We start from the raw sequence: 20,993 nt of genomic DNA, 5'->3' as shown, positions 1-20,993 counted from the left end.
TAATGTAGAAGCAACAGCTTTTGCGTCGATAAGAGCGGAAAATATCATGCCCATTGTATGTAAGAAATTGTTCGTTTTCATTTTGTTCATCATATTAATCCGCTCCTTTTCGAATAGTTGTTACCTTGTCTCTGACTTAATTGTATGAAATGTTGCGGAAATTCACTATCGAATTAGCTTACAGAAAAATTACACTTTTGTAAGAGAAACGAATGAAGGTGTAATGATAAGAAGATTTGACATATGTTCATGAGATTCATTAACTTAAAGGTAGAGGTGAGTGTATGGCTAATATTAAAGATATTGCAAAGATGGCGGGAGTTTCAGTTACGACTGTTTCGAGAGTGTTGAATGATCACCCATATGTAAGTGAAGAAAAAAGGAAAGCGGTTATAGAGATAGTTGAGAAATTGAATTACTCGCAAAATGCAAATGCTGTTCATTTATCAAAAGGAAAAACGAATATTGTTGGTGTGATTTTACCTTATATTAATCATCCGTGTTTTGATGCGATGGTGAGCGGAATGATGGAGACTGCGTTAGCGCATAATTACAGGGTGCTACTTTGCCAAACGAATTATAATAAAAAAGAAGAAATGAAAAGTTTACATATGTTAAAAACAAAACAATTGGATGGTCTTATTATTTGTTCACGTGCAAATGATTGGGAAACGATAGAACCGTATGCTTCTTACGGCGCAATAATTGCTTGTGAAGATAATGATATTTCAAACATCTCAAGTGTATATACGAATCATTCAGCGGCCTTTCAATTAGGAATGGATTATTTGATTGAGAAAGGTTATAAAAAAATTGGTTATTGTACGGGAAGAAAATTAGGGCCGAGTAGTCAAAAGCGTTTTGATGTTTATAAACAGCAATTACAATCTATAGACGAAGAGGTTAATGAAGAATGGATTTTTACAGAATGTTTTACACTAGAAGATGGTGTAAAAGTGGCTCATAAGTTAAAAGAGATGCAGGATCTTCCTGAAGCATTAATAGTAGCAGGTGATGAAGTTGCGATTGGGGTTATGACAGAGGTTGAAAAATTAGGGATTCAAGTTCCTGAGGATTTAGCGATTATTGGCTTTGATAATCAACCTATCTCGCAAGTGTTACAATTGACAACTATTGATCAAAATTTAAAGGAGATAGGGAAAACTGCTTTTGAAATGTTGCATAGAAAAGTGAATGACGAGAGTTCTGAACAAGAAAAGCTGGAAATTCCATACGAACTTGTGGAACGCTCTACGGTTTAATTTTAATCCGTTATGTGTATAATCGCATAACGGATTATTTTTTTGAAATATCTTTGACAGGAAACGCGTTTCATACTTTATAAAGGAGTTAAACCGGTTTGTAATAATCCATGGATTCTTTTCAAGTGTTAATGCAATGAATAGAATTTGGAGGAATATGCATGAATGAACTTTTATCGAGTATGAAAAAGTATGTAGATGATGATGAAAAGATTCTGGCTTTTGTGGTAGGGATATTTGAGAAGGATAATTTTATATTATCGTATCAACATGGGGTTTTTGTTGCCACTACTAGACGTCTCCTTTTTTACGGGAAATTCCCGTACTATTCTTCAATATTTAAAGAGTATTCATATTTGCATATAGATAACATAGATTTTCATCCGTATTTTGAATTTACTTGTAGTCATGAAAGCATTCGCGCTAAGTATATTCAGAAAGGGAATGTGGAGCAATTTGTCCGTGCAGTTAGGGCAAATATGAATAATTAATCAACCCTCTGTTTAAACATAATATTTCAATTTTTAAGAGGGAAAATGCGGAATAAAAACCACTTCTAAACCTCTAGGAGATAGTGATACAATGTCAAATGGGGGGAGGGTATGAACTATGGTTAATCAACGTATAAAGGAAATAACACTAATTACAATTGGTTCATTATTATTCGCAATTGGTATTAATTACTTTGCAATTCCAAACCGTTTATCGGAAGGTGGAATTATTGGTTTAACGGTTGTTACGTACTACTTATTTGATTGGTCACCAGGGATTGTGAATTTTGCTATAAATGCAATTTTACTAGCTATTGGTTATAAATTTTTTGATAAGAAAACAATGATTTATACAATTTTAGGGATTGTAGAAACATCTTTGTTTTTATACGTTACAGAACATATTGAGTATCATGTAAATAGTGATACATTATTAGCAGCTTTATTTGCTGGTTTATTTGTGGGTATTGGATTAGGCTGTATGTTCAAAGCCGGAGGTACATCGGGAGGGTCAGCAATCTTAGCTCGGTTAGCAAATCAATATTTAGGTTGGAGCGTAGGTAAAGGCGTACTAATTATTGATATTGTTGTAATTGCTGGTTCTGTATTTATAATAGGGCAAGAAAAGGCAATGTATACACTTGTAGCTGTGTTCATCGGAGCGAAGGTGATTGATTTCATTGTAGAAGGAATGGATACAAAAACGGCTGTTACGATTATTTCGAATCAACCAGATTTAATTCGTGAAGCTATTACGAAAAATATGACACGCGGTGTTACTGTATTAGAAGGGCGCGGCGGATATACTGGTAAAAATAAAGAAGTTTTATATGTTGTTATTAATAAACAAGAGCTTGTTAAGTTAAAACAAGTTATTAGCCGGGTAGATGAAGATGCTTTCGTTGTTATACATGATGTACGTGATGTACTTGGCGGTGGCTTTAAAGCAAGCTAAAAGGTGAACGAGTAAATTCGTTCACCTTTTTTAATTCTTACAAAAATGTAAGTGTAATGTAATGAGATTCAATAGTAGATTTTATTCCCCCTTTTTAAAATGGATGTATATATATCCTGCAGAGGAGGAATGTTTATTATGAAGAAAAAAATGATCACTACTATAATAGCGATGATAGTGATAGTAGTAATGTTACTGCCTACGAAATTTGGACCGGTTATCGATAAATATAATCCATTTTATAAGACGAAAGAATACTATACGGTTGTGAATACAATTGGTCAGCATATTGGTGATGAGTGGTATGAATATGAATTTATTGCATTCGATGAACGTGGTAGAGAGCAGAAAATAAAGAAAACGGTTAAGCATATGTTAAAGAGAGATGAAGCATTAAAGGTTTTTGCGAAAGGACGTTACGGTGAATCGATTGAAGAGATTGAGGTTGCAAATATTCCTATAAATGCGAAGAGTAAACTTTTAACGATGAGATAGTGAAATATACCCCCAGCTATTTTTTGTCGAAAATAAAAATACTGGGTAAGGGTATTTTAGTGGTTAGCAAAAAAGCCTTAGTCCATATAGACTAAGGCTTTTTTATTATATAAAGGGGAAGGGGGTACATTGTAGTAGCATGGTTGAAAGGTATAAGAAGAGTAGCTACTAGCAATGCAATTTGGTTATGTGATTGTTCTTCTTATTTGGCTTACTTTCTAACTTTATTGTACGAAATATAAGTAAGGGAAACTATCGAATTACATTACACATAACTTACAAACATGTAAGTCTTCTGTAATGTAATTCGATAGTTAAAAGATAGTAATTTTTATATAGTGTAACTAGAAAGTCTTAATGTATTACTTTCTGTTTGTAATGAAGAATGAAAAACCAACTAATTTTTAATAATCCTCATCTGAATAAAGATGAGGATCCTTTTTTAAACCTTACAACATTGTAAGGTTTACGTAAGTTAATTCGATAGTAAATTTGTCATATTTTTTGCATAATAGATACAGATAGAAAAATAATTAGGGATCTAGTAAGAAGGGAGAAAAATGGGATGCGTAAAGAAGAAGTAGTGAAGTTACCAATTAAAGATTTCTGTAGCTACTTTACTGTTGCCGTAGTGTGTATTGGATTATTTGATATCATAACAAACTTAATTGTTAAATAATATAGATGCTAAAACAAGAAAGGAAGTCCTTTCTTGTTTTTTTTATGGGGGCATAAAGATGAAATGGATTGATAGTCATATACATGTTGATCAATATAAGGATGAAGAGAAGAACAGATTACTGAAAGAGGTGGAAAATAGTAATGAAATAAAGGGGCTTATTGCTGTATCTATGAATTATCAATCTTGTAAGGAAACGTTATCTTTAGCGAAGAAGTATTCCTTTATATATCCAGCGATAGGGTTTCATCCAGAGCAACAGATTCATAAAGAAGAGTGTGAACAGATTTATAAACTTATTGAACAGAACGCAGAGGAAATTGTTGCGATTGGTGAAGTAGGTTTGCCCTATTATTTGAGGAAAGAAGATGAAAGCATTGCTGTAGATCCATACATAGCTGTATTGAAAAAATTTATAGAACTAGCTAGTAAGTATAATTTGCCGATTATATTACACGCAGTTTATGAAGATGCTGACACTGTATGTGATTTGCTAGAGAAATATAAAGTTTCACGTGCACATTTCCATTGGTTTAAAGGAAGTGATGAAACAATGAAACGGATGATGAAGAATGGTTATTATATTTCGATTACACCGGATGTTTTACATAAGGAGAAGATTAGAAAAATTGTTTCGTATTATCCGCTTGAATATATGATGGTAGAAACAGATGGACCGTGGGAATTTCAAGACGATGTTATGACGCACCCGAGAATGATTCGAGATGTATTAAAGGAAATTAGTGTTATAAAAAACATATCTGTTGATCAGGTTGCAGAAACAATATATGAAAATACCATTCGATTTTACCCCGCTATTTGCCGGGGATTAAGACCCTGACTGATTAAGGTTTCGCTTTATTTGAAAGGATAGGAGAGGTACTCTTATTCTTTTTATTATGGATATTTTTTCTAATTTTTTCTATAATTTATGATGTGTTTAATTTGATGAAGGAAGTAGGGGAGAAAATGGGGAAAGCACATAAAAAAATAGCTATTACAATGATGATCGGTGCACTTTCAGTTGCAGCGTTTGGTTGTGAAGCAGAAAAGAAGGCTATAAATCCCAACGCAACGCAAGAAAGTAAAGAAGAACAAATTGATCCAGTAGTTGAAAAACAGATGAAAGAAACTGAGAAAAACGGGAATTCGGTTGGAAACAGTTCTAATAAAGGGAAGATGGCAGAGAGTAATGGATGGGTTTACTATGCGGTAAATGGTGATAAAAATACAGGAGGCATTTATCGTACGAAAGATCAATTTCAGACTTCGGAACGTGTAGTGGAAGGTGTAAATGCTTCTTACATAAATATAAAAAACAAAGCTTTATATTTTATTCATACGGATGAAGAGAAGAATGCGGGATTATCTTCTTTAATGAAGTATGATATATCAAATAAAAAGTTAGATACGTTAAAAGCGGATACAAATTATGTTTATATAAAAGATCAAACTTTATTTTATCCGAAAAAATATTCTGAGCATGGTGGTTTTGATATTGTAGGGATCGCAAAAATCAATTTGAAGACGGGACAGGAAGAAGAAGCGGCATTTAAAAATTCTGGTTGGTCTCGAACGATAGATGATAGTATTCTACATTGGAATAAAAATCGTGGAACACAAATGACAAAAGATAATAAAACTTGGTCAAAAGAAAATTATGCCACAATATCTAGTGCTACGTATAATAATGAAAAATTATATGCTGTTGTCGACTTTTCGTTACCTTTTGAAACAAATGAAGCTGAGCATGGCATATATGAAATAGACGTTCAACAAAATAATGAAAAGTTATTGGTAAAGGATGCCTTGCAGATGAATGTGAAAGGGGATATTTTTTATTATTTAAAAAAGGATGGAGTATATAAGAAGAAAATAAATGGTGGAAATGAAAAGGTAATTTATAATAAAGCGGTTGAACCAACTAAATCCTATTTATATTTTGTAGCAGGAGATATGTATCTCTATACGGATAATGGAACTATCATGAATTTGGATACAAAGAAATCAAATGAAGTAAAAGATAAGAAGCTAGCAGATAACGTTATGTTACAGAAAGTATGGAATGCACAGAAGGAACTGACTAATGTTCAAATGGCTGCACTAACAGGAAACCCAAAACGAGTAGGGGATTTTTCATACGGGGAATTAGTGAACCCTATTTATAATAAGAAAGATAATTTAGAGACTACGCTATCTACGTACTTCTCAAAATCATTTATTGCACAGTATATGAAGAGTAAATATATTAAAGAGTTAAATGGAAAAATGCACTATGCTATTGGAGATCCAGGGTCAAAAGCAGCAACTAAATTTACAAAAATTATTTCTGCCGAGTTAAAGGATGGGAAAATAAAAGCGCAGGTAGAAACGTATAATGACTATGATAATGTAACGGAAAAAGTAGAAGTTGAATTTATTTATGAAAATAATCAATGGGTTATTAATAACATGCCACGTTTTGGTTTAAGTTAAAAAAACCACCAAGCAGAATGCTTGGTGGTTTTGTATTAGGATTCTAATTTCTTCGCACGTTTTAATAATAAAAGAAAGACAATGATAACGAACCCCAGTATAAGTAAGAAGCCATATTGCTTTATATAATCAATTATGTCATTCGCACTGGTTGGTTTTTCAACGTGAATGCCGTCTTTATTCGTCGTAATATGAATATCTTTCATTTTTACTTCATTCTTTTCCTTTTGTAAATCAATCCATTCTATATTTGGAATACTTTCTAGATCTTTTAACACTTCTTTTAATGGTTTCACACCTAAGTAAGGATGATAGAATGCACCAATAATTCCATCGGATAATTTAGAAACAGATAGAGCACGTTCTTTCATTTTAGCAATAGTTTGTGGCGTATCTTCTTCAATAAATCCGACTGTTTCAGGCAATAGTTTCATTCCATGTAAAAATGACGGAGTACTTGTATAATATGGTGAGTGCATGGATTTCCAAGTTGTATCATTTAACTGTAGTTGTCCTACATAAGTTGAAAAGTACCTTGATAATATTTCATATCCTTTTTGAGACATCGTGTAATGAGGTGCTTCAAAGGCAACAGGATATAGTTTAGCATCTACAAGTTCTTGAATTCCTTTTTCAATATGATCTTTCATATATTTTCCCTCGAATTCTTCCCCTTTTTTTACATATTGGTTATATGCCTCTATATTTGGAAAGTCATCTTTTGTCTTCGGTTTTTCATGCTTCGGTTGGCGAATTGGTTGATCTGTTTTGACATCCCAAAATTCAAAGCCCTCACCTGTTTCACTGTCATAAAATTGGTGAGTATAACCATGCATAATAATTGCTGCACCATCATCTTGCATAGAGCGTAAAAGATCAACTAGTTCTGGTTTATCTTTTAAATGTATTATCTTTCCTGTATCTGGATCTTTATATACCGGAATAACAGTAATCATGTAAGGCATCTTTTTCTCTTTTAGTAATGTAGCAATTTCTTTTAATTGATTTATATCTGCTGCTGGGTGAACATCCTCAAGACGTAAATAAGCTTCAACTTTATTTTTCGTTGGTTTTTGGCTGAAATAAGAAAATAACATTTCACCGACGTAATGAGACATCCAGTCAAAGAGGTTAGGTGTTGCAACATAATAAGATATTTCATGCTGAACGATTAGTGGGTTAGTGTTATTTGAGCTTAAAGCGTTAGCAAGCACAGTTCCATTCGTATCAAATGATTGAATTAATCGTTCCTCTTCTAAGGTATTTTTTAGCTTCTTTTCTGGATATTCAATTTTATTAACTCGTATATCGTCACTCTTCAATGTAATGAAAGAAAAACGCTTAGATAATTGTTCAACATTTTGTCCTAATACTAATACAGGGCCGGAGAAGTTTTCTAGAAATTGTTTCGTTTCATCAGAAAACGCTTCTTTTGTTTCACCGATATAAACAATATGTGTATAGGAGGATACGTTATTAATTGAAGTTGCTTCTTTTAAGTTTTTTACGGTTATATCATTTGTAAAATGTCCTAATTGAGTATTAAGGATTTGAACATTATTTGAAACTTTATCGTCTTGTGTACTATACAAAACAAGTACTTTTGGTTTTGATGATGTTTGTGCAGAGGTGTAGGTAGGGATGAGTAGTAAAATGCTGAACAAGAGTGTTAGGCATTTTTTCATTTTGTACGCTCCTATTCTATATATAGAGTTCAGTTTACAATTATATACAATAAATGCGTTATAGTCTATGAAAGTTACATTTTTGCACGTATTTACCAGCTGTTTTTTCACAAAATCGGTCTAAAGCATGATGATAATACGTATAGTTATTTGCTATGATAAAAGAGTAATAGAATGTAGGTAATTGTAAAGGGAAGGCTGAAAGGGGACAAATTTCAGCGGAGAAAGAGGTAGAGGTAGTGAAGAAATTCTTTGTAGGATTTTTAGTTGTTCTTGGAGTATATTTATATTTCCAAGGAAAGTCTGAAGGAATGGATAAGCTAGTGAATGGAACAAGCTATGTTGATTCAGAAGAAGCAAAACAGATGAAACAAATCATTATAGAGGAAGCGAAGAAAGTAAATCTTCCGGAATGGATACCTCTTGCAATTGCCGAGCATGAAAGTCGATTAAATCCAAGAAGTGTTGGAGATAATGGAACTTCATTTGGATTGTTTCAACTACACCGCGGCGGCGGGCTTGCACCAGAACATTTAACTGATGATGAGCTGAAAGATCCACGTACAAATGCGCAAATTGCAATGCCGCATTTAATGAAAGGATATAAGCGTGGGGTGCAAAAAGGTTTGACTGATTTTGCATTACTGAAATATATAGCGAATACATCTGGATGGCCAGGGAATTTAGGGCCAGAGTGGACGGATAATAACATGAAGTATAACATCGGACTAGAAGATGTGTACTATCGAAATAAAGGCGTAATAAAGTGAAACTTTAATCAGTGGGGGAGTCTGTTCATCCCCCGCTGATTATTAGTCTTCACCAATCGGGCTTTTACGAGCAGTTAATCTTCCGCCTAAATTCTAGCGTTTTCCGGATTTTGAGGTGGAAGTTTTACTGCTCGTTAATGCGGGGTAACAGAGTAGGTTTTCTATACCTACTCTGTTTTTTTATGAATAATTTCATCCTTTTCTTTCGTGAAATACTGCGTGAGTTGTATTTTCACCTCTTCTAGTTTTGTAGAAACTTGCGGTATTTTATATCCTACATACAATGGTGAAACGACAAATCTAGGTACAACTTTACAAATGATTTTTCCATTTAAGTAATAGAAGAATAAGTTATAACTACTGCATCCTTTATGGAAATCTATCAGTATGTAACGTACAGTTTGCTGAATGTAATTTGCCATTTCATCTATATATGAAATATTATCAATGATTATATTGAATTCAGTGAAGCCAATAATGGGACGCTCTGAAATATTAAGCTCAATGCGTTCATTTTTTTGAACAATTACCCCTTGAAAATTTTCTTCTTCAATATTTTCAAGATAATCTACATATTTCATTCCGATAATTTGCATGTGTGCATGATGCAAACTTCCACCTGAAAATGGACCGTGATTTTTGTATAAAATTACAGATGCAAATTCTTCGTTCTTCTGTAAGTGTAACCAATGTTGAATAGAAAATTGCATTAATTTTCGCATATGTTCTTCTGTATATGTTGCGATATGATCTTCGCAATTATCTGTTTCAATCAGCACCGTTTGAAATGTATCTTGTAATGTAGGAAATTTATTTTTTAACCAAATAATAGAACCATCAGTTGCTAAAATATCCGTTAAATGTTCTTTATCGCAAAATGGACATGCAGCGCTTCTATTCCGAATACTTTCTGGTTTTTGTTTACCGATATCGTTTAAAAAATATAGTTGTTGTGTATCCATTTGTATATATGCCCCTTTAAAATATGTGTAAAAATCCCGCTTAATACATTCGGGAAAAGGAGAAGGAAATCCTCTAAAGACAATATGGAAAAAATAAAAGACAAGATATCCTCATTACGATAGGGTACCTTGTCTTTTATTTTTTCTCTAATAGTGTGTATGGATAATATAGAACATTTTCATTATTTTTCTTTTTTCTATTTTTTATTGTGTATAAAGTGATTGCTGTGCTTGCAATTATAATAATGGCTTTCTTCATATTCATATACCCCTTTTTATTGTTGGTTTAATTCTTGGCTAACTGCTTTTGCATCGACTAAAGCGTGTAAAAGCATTTTCACCATGTTCATCATATTTCTTCACTCCTTTTTATAGTTCATTTAGTTCTTTTACAACTGCTTGTCCGTTCACTAATACCTTAAAGATTGCTTTTACGATTTCTTTCATCATGTTTGTTTCCTCCTTGTGTTTGTCACTCTTGTTTTACATCTTTATTGTATAGGGAGGCATCTTTTCGTACTATCGCTTTCCATTACGTGAACATAACAGTTTTGTAAGATTTGATGTCACTTATTGAAATGTTTAGTCTATCTTCATTATTTTCAGAAAAATGACTATTCAAACATGAAATTGGAAAGTATAATAAAGAAGTAAGTATTAAATTCCGTACGAAAGGGGTGAATGAGATGAAACGTTCTTTAGCTGCGCGTGCCAAATTTTTAGATTTTATCTATTTTTGTCGTGCGATTTTTCATGATGTAGTTGTTAACGGGATACGTATGCCCTTTTTTAACAATTGCATAGTGACTATTGAACGATAGAAATCTCTTCACCCATTTTTAATAAACGTGTGAAAAGGGAGCTATTTGGCTTCCTTTTTCTATGCCGAAAACCATGGGGAATGTTTCTTTCTCATGGTTTTTTATATTGAAAGGAGTACGGAAAATGACTATTTGTAGTGTAAATAATGTGACGAAATCTTTTGGTGGAAACATCATATTTGAAAATATATCGCTTGAAATAAAGAATGGTGAACGTGTTGGGTTAGTTGGTCGTAACGGTAGTGGGAAGACAACAATCTTTGGGCTTCTAACGGGAATGGAGAGTTTGGATGCAGGAGCCATTCATATGAAGAAAGGTACACGTATTGGTCATGTCGCACAAATTCCGAAGTTTGATGAGGCCATGACTGTATATGATGTATTGAGTTCCGCTTTTAAAGTAGAAAAGGAATTAGAAAAAGAAATGCATGCTCTAGAAAAAAATATGGCGGAGGAGCAGGAACAATCTGCTTTGCAAAAGCTAATGGAGAGGTACGGAGTAATTCAAGAAAAATTTGCATTTCTCGGTGGTTATGAAATAGAGGCAAATATAATGAAGGTAGCAAATGGCTTACAAGTCACAAACTTATTTCCAAGAGTATTTACGGAATTAAGTGGAGGAGAACAGACGAAAATAAGCCTTGCATATATGCTATTGCAGAAACCAGATTTACTACTATTAGATGAACCAACAAATCATTTAGATTTGTTTGCAGTTGAATGGTTAGAGAAATTTTTAAAAGAATATAATGGAACAGTTATGGTTATTTCACACGATCGCTATTTCCTTGATGAAGTTGTAACGAAAATTTTGGATTTGGAAGATGGAGAGATTCACGTGTACCATACGAATTATTCTCAGTTCGTTGAGGAGAAGGAAGAAAGGTTACTTCAAGAGTTTCAAGCTTATCAAGAGCAGCAAAAGAAAATAAAGAAAATGAAAGAAGCAATTAAGCGCCTACGTGAATGGGCAAATCAAGCGAATCCTCCGAATGAAGGATTGCATAAAAGAGCGAGGAATATGGAACGTGCGTTAGAGCGTATAGAGAAATTAAAGAGGCCAATTTTAGAAAGAAAACAGATGGGTCTTCAGTTTGAAGGGCAAGAGAGAAGCGGAAAAGATGTTGTTGTAATGAAAGAAGTGAGTAAAGGTTTTGCTGGCCGATCTTTATTTGAACAAGCGAATTTACATGTTCGTTTTCAAGAGCGTGCTGCTATCGTTGGTCGTAATGGTACAGGGAAGACTACATTATTAAAACTACTATTAGAAGAAATAAATCCAGACGTTGGTGAAATTCGAATTGGTAGTAGTGTCAAAATTGGTTATTTATCACAACATGCATATGAAAATATGAAGAGTAATGTATTGGAAGCATTCAGAGAGAATGTGGCTGTAACAGAAGGAGAAGCAAGACATATATTAGCTAAGTTTTTGTTTTATGGTCCAGCAGTATTTAAGAAAGTAACGCAACTTAGTGGTGGAGAAAAAATGAGATTAAGACTTGCGCAACTTATGTATCAAGACATCAATTTTCTAATTTTAGATGAGCCGACAAACCATCTTGATATTGAATCAAGGGAAGTTTTAGAGGAAGCCCTTGAGCAATATAACGGGACGATTTTAGCTGTTTCACACGATCGATATTTTTTAAATAAGTTATTTGAAAAGACGTACTGGATTGATAGATGCAAATTATTTGAGTTTGCAGGAAACTATGCATGGGCTCGTCAAAAGTGGGAAGAAAAGCTTGAGGAGGAAGTAATAAAGCATAAGCACCATGGAAGAAAAAGTGTTGAAGCAATCTCTATAAAAAAGAAAGATTCTAGAAGTTTTGCGGAGATTGAAAACGAGTTAATGCATATAGAAGAAGATATATATGCATTAGAAAGTGAAATGGAATATGTAGCTGATGTTGAAAAACTTGAAAAATTATATGAGGAAAAAACGAAGAAAGAGTTGTTACGAGCAGATTTATATAATGAATTAGAGAATATGGTGGAGTAATGAGTAGAAAGCCACTTCCTTTCAGTTTTGCTGGAGGAAGTGGCTTTTTTCATAATGATATTTTGCTTTAAAGGTTAAATGAAGCGATGTGTTTCACGTGAAACAGTAACTTAGATAAATCCATTTTCCTCAATTTGCATAGTTTGTGAAACATATGAAAATGATAAGGTAAAAAATAAATGTCATTAGTGGTTTTTCGATAGGAGTAATTACAAAAACAAAGGCTAATTATTTCCCGAGAGATAAAGTGAGGGCTTTTACGGGCACCCCGACCCTGACCTAACTTCTTTTGCTTTCGCTGAATTTTGAGGTGGGGGTCTTACTGCACGGCAAATAGCGGGATAAATATGTGTAACAGAGACTAGTGAATGAAAACAAAAAGAGAGCAAAGTTACAGCTTTATGCGCTGAACTTTGCTCTCTTTTTGCGTGGCATCTTCTCTCGTTGAAATTATAATAGCAATCCCGAGCATGATAAAAAAAGCTAAAAAGAGGACGAACTTTGGGAAGAACGGGAATAGTAATAGCGCTCCGACTATCATAATTGTTAATAATACGTAGTGCAGGACGTGTTGGAATAGGTTGTCCATATTTTCGCCCCCTTTTTGGTAATTGGTTATTAGTATTCTATGTTTCATGCTGAAGGAATAGAAGTAGATTTTTAAGTTTTAATACGAATTATAGCTGAGTTTTCTTAAAGTATAAATGTAGAGTAATAATTTTGGGAAAATTCTCAAAATATTTATTTAGAAAGAATTGACAAAACATAATGAACGATATAAGCTAATAACCATAAAGTCTACCGGAAAGGTCGGAATAAGATTGTTACCCCTCAAAAACATCTATTTTTTTCTGATTAAAACCGACTTTTCCGATTGGCTATAAATGTGCTGTGGGAGGCATACATAAGCTAATAAGTTCAAAGAGTATAACTATTAAACAGTTAGGGTGGGGACAATGAAGAAAAAGACAAAAAAATGGGCTGGTGTATTTTCAGTATTACTGAGTAGTTCGCTTGTGTTATCTGCTTGTGGGGGACAGGAGGATACGGCTTCTACAGAACCAGTAAAAAAGCAGGATTTAAAAGACTCTAAGATTGAATCAATTCCAGCTACAGATAAAAAGAAAAGTCCAGAGAAAGCAAATCAACGAAAAGATACTTTCATTACAGCCATTTCTAAGCCAGGGGGAGTTTTCCTTCCGTATTTCCAAGATAATGGTTGGGATGGAAATGTAACGTCGGTTATTTTTGCTTCATTAGTAACAACAGACAAACAAGGTAAACCTATTCCGGATCTTGCGGAAAAATGGGATATTTCTGCTGACCAGTTAACATATACATTCCATTTACGTAAAAATTTAAAATTTAGTGATGGGTCGCCTCTAACAGCGGATGACGTAGCATTTACATTAACACTACTTCATGATAAAGCGTATGAAGGTGGATTGGATATTGCTCAGTATGCTGTTAAAGGTGGGAAAGAATATAAAGAAGGAAAAGCAACTTCTATTGAAGGAATCCAAGTTGTTGATCCACAGACAATTAAAATTACAACTGAAAAAGTTAATTCACAGGCGCTAACGAATTTAGGTGGCCCAGTGCTATCAAAAGCTTATTATGGAAAAGATTATAAACAAAATACAAGTTTAGACTATTTAAAAGCATTATATGGGCAACCAATTGCAGCGGGTCCATATAAATTTGAAAAATATGTTCCAGGTCAAGAAGTCCGCTTTGTTGCTAACGAAAATTATTATGCAGGTAAACCAAAAATTAAAAACTTTATTTACAAAATCACATCAGGTGATACTGGATTCCAATTATTCCAAACAGGTGAACTGGACTATAGTGGGTTTAGAGCGAACCCTGAAAATATAGACCAATTAAAAGGATTAGAGTTTGCAAATATTAATCTTGAATCATCAAGTGATATTGCTTATATCTATGTAAATAATAAGAAGTCGTATTTGAAAGATAAAAAGGTACGCCAAGCACTTACTTATGGATTAGACCGTAAGAAGTATGTGGATACAGCTTTACAAGGCTATGGCTCTGTGGCTAACGTACCAATTGCTCCAGTTTCATGGGCATATACAGAAGAAGGTATTAATAAATATCCGCATGACGTAGAAAAGGCTAAAAAATTATTGGATGAGGCTGGTTGGAAAGTAGGTTCTGACGGGGTTCGTGAAAAAGATGGTCAAAAATTAAAATTAACATACTACGCATCAAATACAGGTAAAACAAATGATATCTTTATTCCGATTGCAAAAGAAAGTTACAAAGAAATTGGTGTTGAATTAAATCCAGAGTTGATGGACTTTAATACGATGCTTTCAAAAGTAGGAAAAGGTGACTACGATTTAGCGGCAGTTTCAACACCAGGAATTAGTGATCCAAGTGAAGTTGTAAGTGAGTACTTATCAACTAATCCAAAAAGTGATACGGGTTATAATAATCCGAAAGTAGATGATTTGATTGTAAAAGGTATAGGAACGACAGATATTGAAAAACGTAAAGCGATTTATAAAGAGCTGTATAAAGAGTTAAGTGATGATCCACCAGTTATTTTATTAAACTATCGTAAACTACTTTATGCTCATAATGCACGTATAAAAGGAATTGATCCAGAAAAGTACGATAGCATCAGTTCCAACTTACCAGTGTTATCTATTGAACAATAAGGGTTGACCTAAATAATAGAAGACGTTTTTTCACACAGCAATGGAATGGTAGCTGTTTTGAAAAAATGTTCTTCTATTTTTAAGTAAATAGGATTGGGGAGACAAAAGGTGAAAACATATATCATTCGTAGGTTTCTACAAATGATTCCTACATTGTTTGGTACGTCTATTATTATCTTTTTCTTATTTGCACTCTTACCGGGTGATTATATCGATTCAAATCCAAAATTAACACCAGAGAGAGCTCAAGAATTAAGAGAGTTGTACGGTTTAAATAAACCGATTATTGAAAGGTATTTTCATTGGTTAGTGAATGCTTTGCATGGTGATTTTGGATTTTCTTTACAGTATCAAGAACCGGTAACTTCATTACTTAATAAATTCATTTGGAATACATTTATTGTTGCTGCTGCAGCTTTATTTTTCACTTGGATTATTGCTCTTATTATTGGGGTTATTTCTGCAACAAAGCAGCACTCTTGGTTTGATAGATTGGTAACAATCGGTGTCTTTGCAGCAATGTCATTTCCATCATTTTTTATCGGACTATTTTTAATTAAATTATTAGCAGTTGATTTAAAGTTATTACCTATTGGTGGCATGATTGATATTGGGAGTAACTCAACAGGGATAGCATACATATTAGAAGTATTACGTCATATGATTCTACCTGTATTTATTTTAACGCTTCTTGGTGTAGGATCGTTAACACGCTATTTTAGAACTGGCATGTTGGATGTTATTAGGCAAGATTATATTCGTACTGCTCGTGCAAAAGGTTTAAAAGAAAGGACCGTTATTTATAAACATGCATTGAAAAATGCAATTTTGCCAGCAATTACATTACTCGCTTTTGAATTACCGGGTTTATTTTCAGGAGCTATTATTATTGAACAGATTTTTAATTGGCCAGGGATTGGGAGTATTCAATTAGAAGCATTAAACTTCCGTGACTATACGGTATTAATGGCCTTTACAATGTTTCTTTCTTGTTTAACAATTATGGCTAATTTCTTAGCTGATATTGTATATGCGTTTGTTGATCCAAGAATTCGATTGAAGTAAGGGGGGAAAGATATGGAGACTATTACACCCATAATAGAGAAAAAGAAAGAACGGAAAAAAAGAAATGAATCATCACCATGGCGCCAAGCGTATAAAAAAATCAAGAAAAATAAGATGGCACTGTGTGGCTTATACGTTTTAATATTTATGTTTTTATTTAGTTTTATCGGTCCAATCTTTTCACCGTATGCTGATGGGAAAGTACAAGTAACACAAATTAATAAACCACCCAGCCTGTCACATTGGCTTGGGACAGACCAGTTGGGGCGGGATATTTTAACTAGACTTATGCAAGCAGGGCGTATTTCATTAACAATCGGTTTAGCGTCGATGCTACTATCCGTTATACTAGGAGCTCTATTAGGAGCAATTGCTGGTTTTTATCGAGGAGTTGTAGATCATTTAATTATGCGTGTTGCAGATGTGTTAATGTCCATTCCAGGATTACCACTACTTATTATAATGGGAGCAATTTTATCAGAATGGAAATTACCATCGGAGTACCGTTTATATGTTGTAATGATTATTTTAAGTTTAGTAGGATGGCCAGGACTTGCCCGTCTTGTGAGAGGACAAATTTTAACATTGCGGGAGCAAGCCTTTATGCAAGCGGCAGATGTATTAGGATTAAAAGATTCTCGAAAAATCATTCATCATCTAATTCCTAACGTTTTTCCGTTACTTATTGTTGTAGCAACTTTGGGTGTGGCTGGATCTATTTTAAGTGAGTCCGCACTAAGTTACTTAGGCCTCGGAGTCGTTCCACCTACACCATCATGGGGGAACATGATTAGCGCAGCTAACTCATTAATCGATTTCCAAAAGCGTCCATGGTTATGGATTCCGCCCGGTTTTGCAATCTTTATAACAGTTGTATCAATTAATTTACTTGGTGATGCACTTCGTGATGCGTTAGATCCAAAGATGAGACGGTAGGTGAGAAGATATGAGTAAAGCGGTAGTAGAGCTGAGAGACTTACAAACACATTTTCAAACTGACGAGGGGACAGTAAAGGCTGTGAACCATGTTAGCTTTGCGGTTCGAGAAGGGGAAACAGTTTGTGTAGTAGGAGAATCAGGTTGCGGAAAGAGTGTAACAGCTTTATCTATTATGGGGCTTATTGCTGAATCTGGTAGTGTAGTGGGTGGAGACATTTTATATGAAGGAAAAAGTCTTTTAGGAATGAAAGAGAAAGAACTTCGTAGTTTACGAGGCAATGATATTGCAATGATTTTCCAAGAACCGATGACATCGCTAAACCCCGTCTTCACTGTAGGGGAGCAAATTGTAGAAACGTTAAGAGAGCATGAATTACTTAGTAAAAATGAAGCATATAAGAAGGCAATTGAGTTAATTCGTAAAGTTGGCATAGCCCGCGCTGATGAAATCGTCCATTCTTATCCGCATGAACTGAGCGGTGGGATGTTACAACGTATTATGATTGCTGTTGCGCTTAGTTGTAATCCTAAGTTATTAATTGCAGATGAACCAACAACAGCTCTTGATGTTACCATTCAGGCTCAAATATTGGATCTACTAAGACAAGTGAAAGAAGAATTTAAAACGTCGATTTTATTAATTACACATGACTTAGGTGTCGTAGCGGAAATGGCTGATTATGTTGTCGTTATGTATGGCGGGAAAGTTATTGAAGAAGCCCCAGTACTAGAGATATTCCAAAATCCAAAACATCCTTATACGAAAGGATTATTGAAATCAAAACCAGTAATGGGAAAACGAATAGATAAACTATATTCTATTCCAGGGCAAGTTCCGAATTTAGTTGGTTTAGGTGAGTTTTGTTACTTTAGTGGGCGTTGTGAGCATTGTATGGAAATATGTGAAAAAGAAGCCCCAAATCTAAATGTAAATGATGAAAATCATAAAGTAGCTTGCTGGTTATATGAGGAGCGTGCGGAACAATGAGTGAACCATTATTAGAGGTGAAAAACCTAAAAGCATATTTTCCAATTAAGGGTGGCGTATTTAGTAGAACAATTGGGCATGTAAAAGCAGTTGATGGAGTAAGTTTTACTATTAATAAAGGTGAAGTGTTTGGTCTCGTTGGTGAATCAGGGAGCGGGAAAACAACAATAGGAAAAACAATTTTACGCCTCGTTCAAAAAACGGAGGGAGAAGTGAAGTTTAAAGGAAAAGATGTTCATTCTTTATCCAAGGATGAATTAAGAAAACATCGCCCTAATATGCAGCTCGTTTTCCAAGATCCATTTAGCTCATTAAATCCGAGAATGAGAATTGGAGAAGCGCTTGGAGAGCCAATGTTGGCCCACGGATTAGCAACGAAAGAAAATGTGCGTGAAAAGGTAATTGAAGTATTGGAGTTATGTGGATTAGCTCCTTATCACATTGACCGGTATCCCCATGAGTTTTCTGGTGGACAACGTCAGCGTATCGTAATCGCAAGAGCTATGGTATTAAATCCAGAATTCATTGTAGCTGATGAACCTGTAGCGGCACTAGATGTATCTATCCAAGCACAAATTATTAATTTATTTAGTGAGTTACGGGAGAAAAAGGGATTATCTTATTTATTCATTTCGCATGATTTAAGTGTAGTAGAACACTTATGTACGAAAATCGGAATTATGTATTTAGGTACGATTGTGGAGACAGCACCGCGTGATGAGTTATTTACCAATCCGCTACATCCTTATACGAAAGCATTGTTATCAGCTGTTCCAATACCAGATCCAACAGTGAAGCGAGAACGAATTATACTAGAAGGGGATATTCCAAGTCCAGCAAATCCACCTTCGGGCTGTCGTTTTCATACACGTTGCCCATTTGCAACGGATGTTTGTAAAAAAACAGTACCAGAATTCCGTAATGTTGGTGTAGAGCATTTTGTTGCTTGTCATCACGTATAAAAAAGGACTCTTTCAAATTGAAAGAGTCCTTTTTTTATTTACTAGATGAAGTTTGTTTCAATACAAATTGCTCGATTGCGTGAGCAACACCATGTTCATTGTTTGTTAGTGTTACAACATCACATAGCTTTTTTACATCTTCTTCAGCGTTGCCCATTGCAACAGATAAGCCTGCTACTTCTAACATTGGTACATCATTAAAATTATCACCAATAGCAACTGTATCTTCAATTGGGATATTAAAATGAGCTGCCATCTGCTGTATCCCGTTTCCTTTATGTCCATTCTTATCCATAATTTCTAAGTTAGTAGGAGCCGATGCTGTAACCATAATATCAGCATCTTCTTGTAATATACTTAATAGCTGTGCGCGATGCGCTGCATTAAACGTTAAAATGAAGAATTTAGATATTTCTAGTTCTTGGTTATTTACAACATCTTCTATTTTTTTGAAATCAGTAATTAGGTTCGATTTCTTTTGCTTTTCTGTAATTCGTTCAAGTTCCTCTAATGTAACATCAAGCGCATGCTTATTTTCTTCGAATGCTTGCATCACTTGATCTTGCCATGTATATGGAGAATAAACTCCTTTATTTGTATATAGCTTATATGGGAAACCTTCAGATTCTAGTAATTTTGCAAGTTTGTACACTTTGTCGTTTTGTATACAACGCGAGTTAATTACTTTTCCATCCACATAAACAATAGCCCCATTGCTTGCTCCGACTGGAAGAGATAATTTATATTCTTCCAATAGCTTTAAAGCATCCTCTTTCGCACGACCAGAACAGATCATTACAATATGACCGGCTTCTTGTGCAGTTTGGATTGCTTGTAGGTTTTCTTTGGAGATTTCAAGATTAGATGATAGTAGTGTACCATCCATATCTAATGCGATTAATTTCAAAATGACCACCTCTTTGTTTTTATTATACATAGTTATATAGAGGAAACATATAAACTTATCTTGGAAAGACGGTATTTTATCTCATATTAAAAGTAAGTAAAGATTAGATAGGTTTAGTGGCACTAAATAAACAATTTGTAACAAAAATAGAGAGGAATATGACTACATTTCACTTTATGACTGTAATGTTACACGAATGTTACAAACGTGAACTTAGTGAAAAACGCATTAAATAAAGGTTTTTGAGGGTTATTATAAAAAAACGTAAAAAAAATGTAATAAATTTTACGTAATTATATTGCAACGTAATAATAGTTATGTTACATTAATGTTACAAACGTTACGTTATCAAATTTAATGTAACGTTAACATAAAAACTATGAAATAAACATTTCTTAGAAATTACATATAGATAACTTATAAAAAGGGAGGATAAATGACATGAAAGAGCAAGTATTACAAGTAACAAAAGGTGACTTCGTAGGATCAGCAAGTGGAGCGGTAGTATTAACAGCATTAATCGTATTTTTATCAAGCGCATTAGTATAATAGAAGTTTTGTAATAAAAGAAGAAGAGAGGAGAATGAAAGATATGAAAGAGCAAGTATTACAAGTAACAAAAGGTGACTTCGTAGGATCAGCAAGTGGAGCGGTAGTATTAACAGCGTTAATCGTATTTCTATCAAGCGTATTAGTATAATAGAAGCTTTGTAACAAAAGAAAAAAGGAGGATAAATGATATGAAAGAGCAAGTATTACAAGTAACAAAAGGTGACTTCGTAGGATCAGCAAGTGGAGCGGTAGTATTAACAGCGTTAATCGTATTTCTATCAAGCGTATTAGTATAA

General features: G+C 34.0%; 22 protein-coding genes. 17 read left to right on the top strand and 5 right to left on the bottom strand.

Annotation, left to right across the window (positions count from 1 at the left end; all coding sequences use genetic code 11):
* Positions 1 to 284: 284 nt before the first annotated feature.
* The 6 genes from ACTFR8_RS28865 (at position 285) to ACTFR8_RS28840 (ending at position 6,357) form a co-directional block, all read left to right on the top strand.
* Positions 285 to 1,262: a LacI family DNA-binding transcriptional regulator gene (locus ACTFR8_RS28865; RefSeq protein WP_001273903.1), complete on the top strand. Its 978-nt coding sequence runs from the start codon at positions 285 to 287 to the stop codon at positions 1,260 to 1,262.
* A 161-nt stretch (positions 1,263 to 1,423) separates the two neighbouring features.
* A complete protein-coding gene (locus ACTFR8_RS28860) occupies positions 1,424 to 1,753 on the top strand; it encodes a PH domain-containing protein (protein ID WP_001004240.1) in 330 nt (109 codons plus the stop codon).
* 118 nt (positions 1,754 to 1,871) lie between these two features.
* Positions 1,872 to 2,708 (top strand): YitT family protein, encoded by an 837-nt coding sequence (locus ACTFR8_RS28855; RefSeq protein ID WP_000248040.1) that lies wholly within the window; start codon positions 1,872 to 1,874, stop codon positions 2,706 to 2,708.
* Between the two features lie 138 nt (positions 2,709 to 2,846).
* Positions 2,847 to 3,203, top strand: coding sequence for a YxeA family protein (locus ACTFR8_RS28850; protein WP_000728420.1), 357 nt, complete (start codon positions 2,847 to 2,849; stop codon positions 3,201 to 3,203).
* Between the two features lie 737 nt (positions 3,204 to 3,940).
* On the top strand, positions 3,941 to 4,723 hold the full coding sequence (locus ACTFR8_RS28845; RefSeq protein ID WP_000871067.1) for a TatD family hydrolase: 783 nt from the start codon (positions 3,941 to 3,943) through the stop codon (positions 4,721 to 4,723).
* 128 nt (positions 4,724 to 4,851) lie between these two features.
* Entirely contained in the window at positions 4,852 to 6,357 is a 1,506-nt protein-coding gene (locus ACTFR8_RS28840) for a DL-endopeptidase inhibitor IseA family protein (protein ID WP_000513542.1), read from the top strand.
* A gap of 35 nt (positions 6,358 to 6,392) precedes the next feature.
* Here the strand turns inward: ACTFR8_RS28840 and ACTFR8_RS28835 are convergent, their stop codons facing one another.
* Positions 6,393 to 8,042 (bottom strand): DUF2334 domain-containing protein, encoded by a 1,650-nt coding sequence (locus ACTFR8_RS28835; protein ID WP_000710611.1) that lies wholly within the window; start codon positions 8,040 to 8,042, stop codon positions 6,393 to 6,395.
* Between the two features lie 239 nt (positions 8,043 to 8,281).
* Here ACTFR8_RS28835 and ACTFR8_RS28830 point away from each other — a divergent pair, with 239 nt between their 5' ends.
* A complete protein-coding gene (locus ACTFR8_RS28830; RefSeq protein WP_000713248.1) occupies positions 8,282 to 8,812 on the top strand; it encodes a transglycosylase SLT domain-containing protein in 531 nt (176 codons plus the stop codon).
* 167 nt (positions 8,813 to 8,979) lie between these two features.
* Here the strand turns inward: ACTFR8_RS28830 and ACTFR8_RS28825 are convergent, their stop codons facing one another.
* Together ACTFR8_RS28825 and ACTFR8_RS28820 are read right to left on the bottom strand one after the other, a co-directional pair.
* Positions 8,980 to 9,774, bottom strand: a complete 795-nt coding sequence (locus ACTFR8_RS28825; RefSeq protein WP_002004289.1) for a DUF4931 domain-containing protein — start codon at positions 9,772 to 9,774, stop codon at positions 8,980 to 8,982.
* Between the two features lie 136 nt (positions 9,775 to 9,910).
* Positions 9,911 to 10,039: a hypothetical protein gene (locus ACTFR8_RS28820; protein WP_001998915.1), complete on the bottom strand. Its 129-nt coding sequence runs from the start codon at positions 10,037 to 10,039 to the stop codon at positions 9,911 to 9,913.
* Positions 10,040 to 10,460: 421 nt separating this feature from the next.
* Between ACTFR8_RS28820 and ACTFR8_RS28815 the strand changes: the two genes are divergently transcribed.
* A complete protein-coding gene (locus ACTFR8_RS28815; RefSeq protein ID WP_000830643.1) occupies positions 10,461 to 10,595 on the top strand; it encodes an RAxF-45 family protein in 135 nt (44 codons plus the stop codon).
* Positions 10,596 to 10,719: 124 nt separating this feature from the next.
* On the top strand, positions 10,720 to 12,600 hold the full coding sequence (gene abc-f, locus ACTFR8_RS28810; RefSeq protein ID WP_000150883.1) for a ribosomal protection-like ABC-F family protein: 1,881 nt from the start codon (positions 10,720 to 10,722) through the stop codon (positions 12,598 to 12,600).
* A 391-nt stretch (positions 12,601 to 12,991) separates the two neighbouring features.
* Here abc-f and ACTFR8_RS28805 read toward each other — a convergent pair whose 3' ends face one another.
* A complete protein-coding gene (locus ACTFR8_RS28805; RefSeq protein ID WP_252209756.1) occupies positions 12,992 to 13,189 on the bottom strand; it encodes a hypothetical protein in 198 nt (65 codons plus the stop codon).
* 367 nt (positions 13,190 to 13,556) lie between these two features.
* On the opposite strand from ACTFR8_RS28805, the gene ACTFR8_RS28800 reads away from it, so the two are divergent.
* The 5 genes from ACTFR8_RS28800 (at position 13,557) to ACTFR8_RS28780 (ending at position 19,238) form a co-directional block, all read left to right on the top strand.
* Complete coding sequence (locus ACTFR8_RS28800; RefSeq protein ID WP_000730672.1) at positions 13,557 to 15,284, top strand: ABC transporter substrate-binding protein; 1,728 nt, start codon at positions 13,557 to 13,559, stop codon at positions 15,282 to 15,284.
* A gap of 108 nt (positions 15,285 to 15,392) precedes the next feature.
* Complete coding sequence (locus tag ACTFR8_RS28795; RefSeq protein WP_000860687.1) at positions 15,393 to 16,349, top strand: ABC transporter permease; 957 nt, start codon at positions 15,393 to 15,395, stop codon at positions 16,347 to 16,349.
* 12 nt (positions 16,350 to 16,361) lie between these two features.
* Positions 16,362 to 17,285, top strand: a complete 924-nt coding sequence (opp4C, locus tag ACTFR8_RS28790) for an oligopeptide ABC transporter permease (RefSeq protein ID WP_000447957.1) — start codon at positions 16,362 to 16,364, stop codon at positions 17,283 to 17,285.
* 10 nt (positions 17,286 to 17,295) lie between these two features.
* Complete coding sequence (locus tag ACTFR8_RS28785; RefSeq protein WP_000030801.1) at positions 17,296 to 18,276, top strand: ABC transporter ATP-binding protein; 981 nt, start codon at positions 17,296 to 17,298, stop codon at positions 18,274 to 18,276.
* The gene (locus ACTFR8_RS28780) at positions 18,273 to 19,238 is read left to right on the top strand and encodes an ABC transporter ATP-binding protein (RefSeq protein WP_252209757.1); all 966 of its coding nucleotides are present in this window, start codon (positions 18,273 to 18,275) and stop codon (positions 19,236 to 19,238) included. The genes ACTFR8_RS28785 and ACTFR8_RS28780 overlap by 4 nt, the downstream gene beginning before the upstream one ends.
* Before the next feature lie 34 nt (positions 19,239 to 19,272).
* Here ACTFR8_RS28780 and ACTFR8_RS28775 read toward each other — a convergent pair whose 3' ends face one another.
* The gene (locus ACTFR8_RS28775; RefSeq protein ID WP_000766421.1) at positions 19,273 to 20,145 is read right to left on the bottom strand and encodes a Cof-type HAD-IIB family hydrolase; all 873 of its coding nucleotides are present in this window, start codon (positions 20,143 to 20,145) and stop codon (positions 19,273 to 19,275) included.
* A 432-nt stretch (positions 20,146 to 20,577) separates the two neighbouring features.
* On the opposite strand from ACTFR8_RS28775, the gene ACTFR8_RS28770 reads away from it, so the two are divergent.
* From ACTFR8_RS28770 to ACTFR8_RS28760, 3 genes are read left to right on the top strand one after another with little or no spacing between them, the layout of a single operon-like run.
* The gene (locus ACTFR8_RS28770) at positions 20,578 to 20,694 is read left to right on the top strand and encodes a DUF3948 family protein (RefSeq protein WP_097807566.1); all 117 of its coding nucleotides are present in this window, start codon (positions 20,578 to 20,580) and stop codon (positions 20,692 to 20,694) included.
* A gap of 34 nt (positions 20,695 to 20,728) precedes the next feature.
* On the top strand, positions 20,729 to 20,845 hold the full coding sequence (locus tag ACTFR8_RS28765) for a DUF3948 family protein (RefSeq protein WP_000654250.1): 117 nt from the start codon (positions 20,729 to 20,731) through the stop codon (positions 20,843 to 20,845).
* 40 nt (positions 20,846 to 20,885) lie between these two features.
* Complete coding sequence (locus ACTFR8_RS28760) at positions 20,886 to 20,993, top strand: DUF3948 family protein (RefSeq protein ID WP_000664237.1); 108 nt, start codon at positions 20,886 to 20,888, stop codon at positions 20,991 to 20,993.

Origin of the sequence: Bacillus cereus group sp. MYBK15-3, assembly GCF_051916765.1 — a bacterium.
Classification (GTDB): domain Bacteria; phylum Bacillota; class Bacilli; order Bacillales; family Bacillaceae_G; genus Bacillus_A; species Bacillus_A cereus.
The sequence above is the reverse complement of the archived record's forward strand: the minus strand, read 5'-3'. Positions and strand labels throughout refer to the sequence as shown.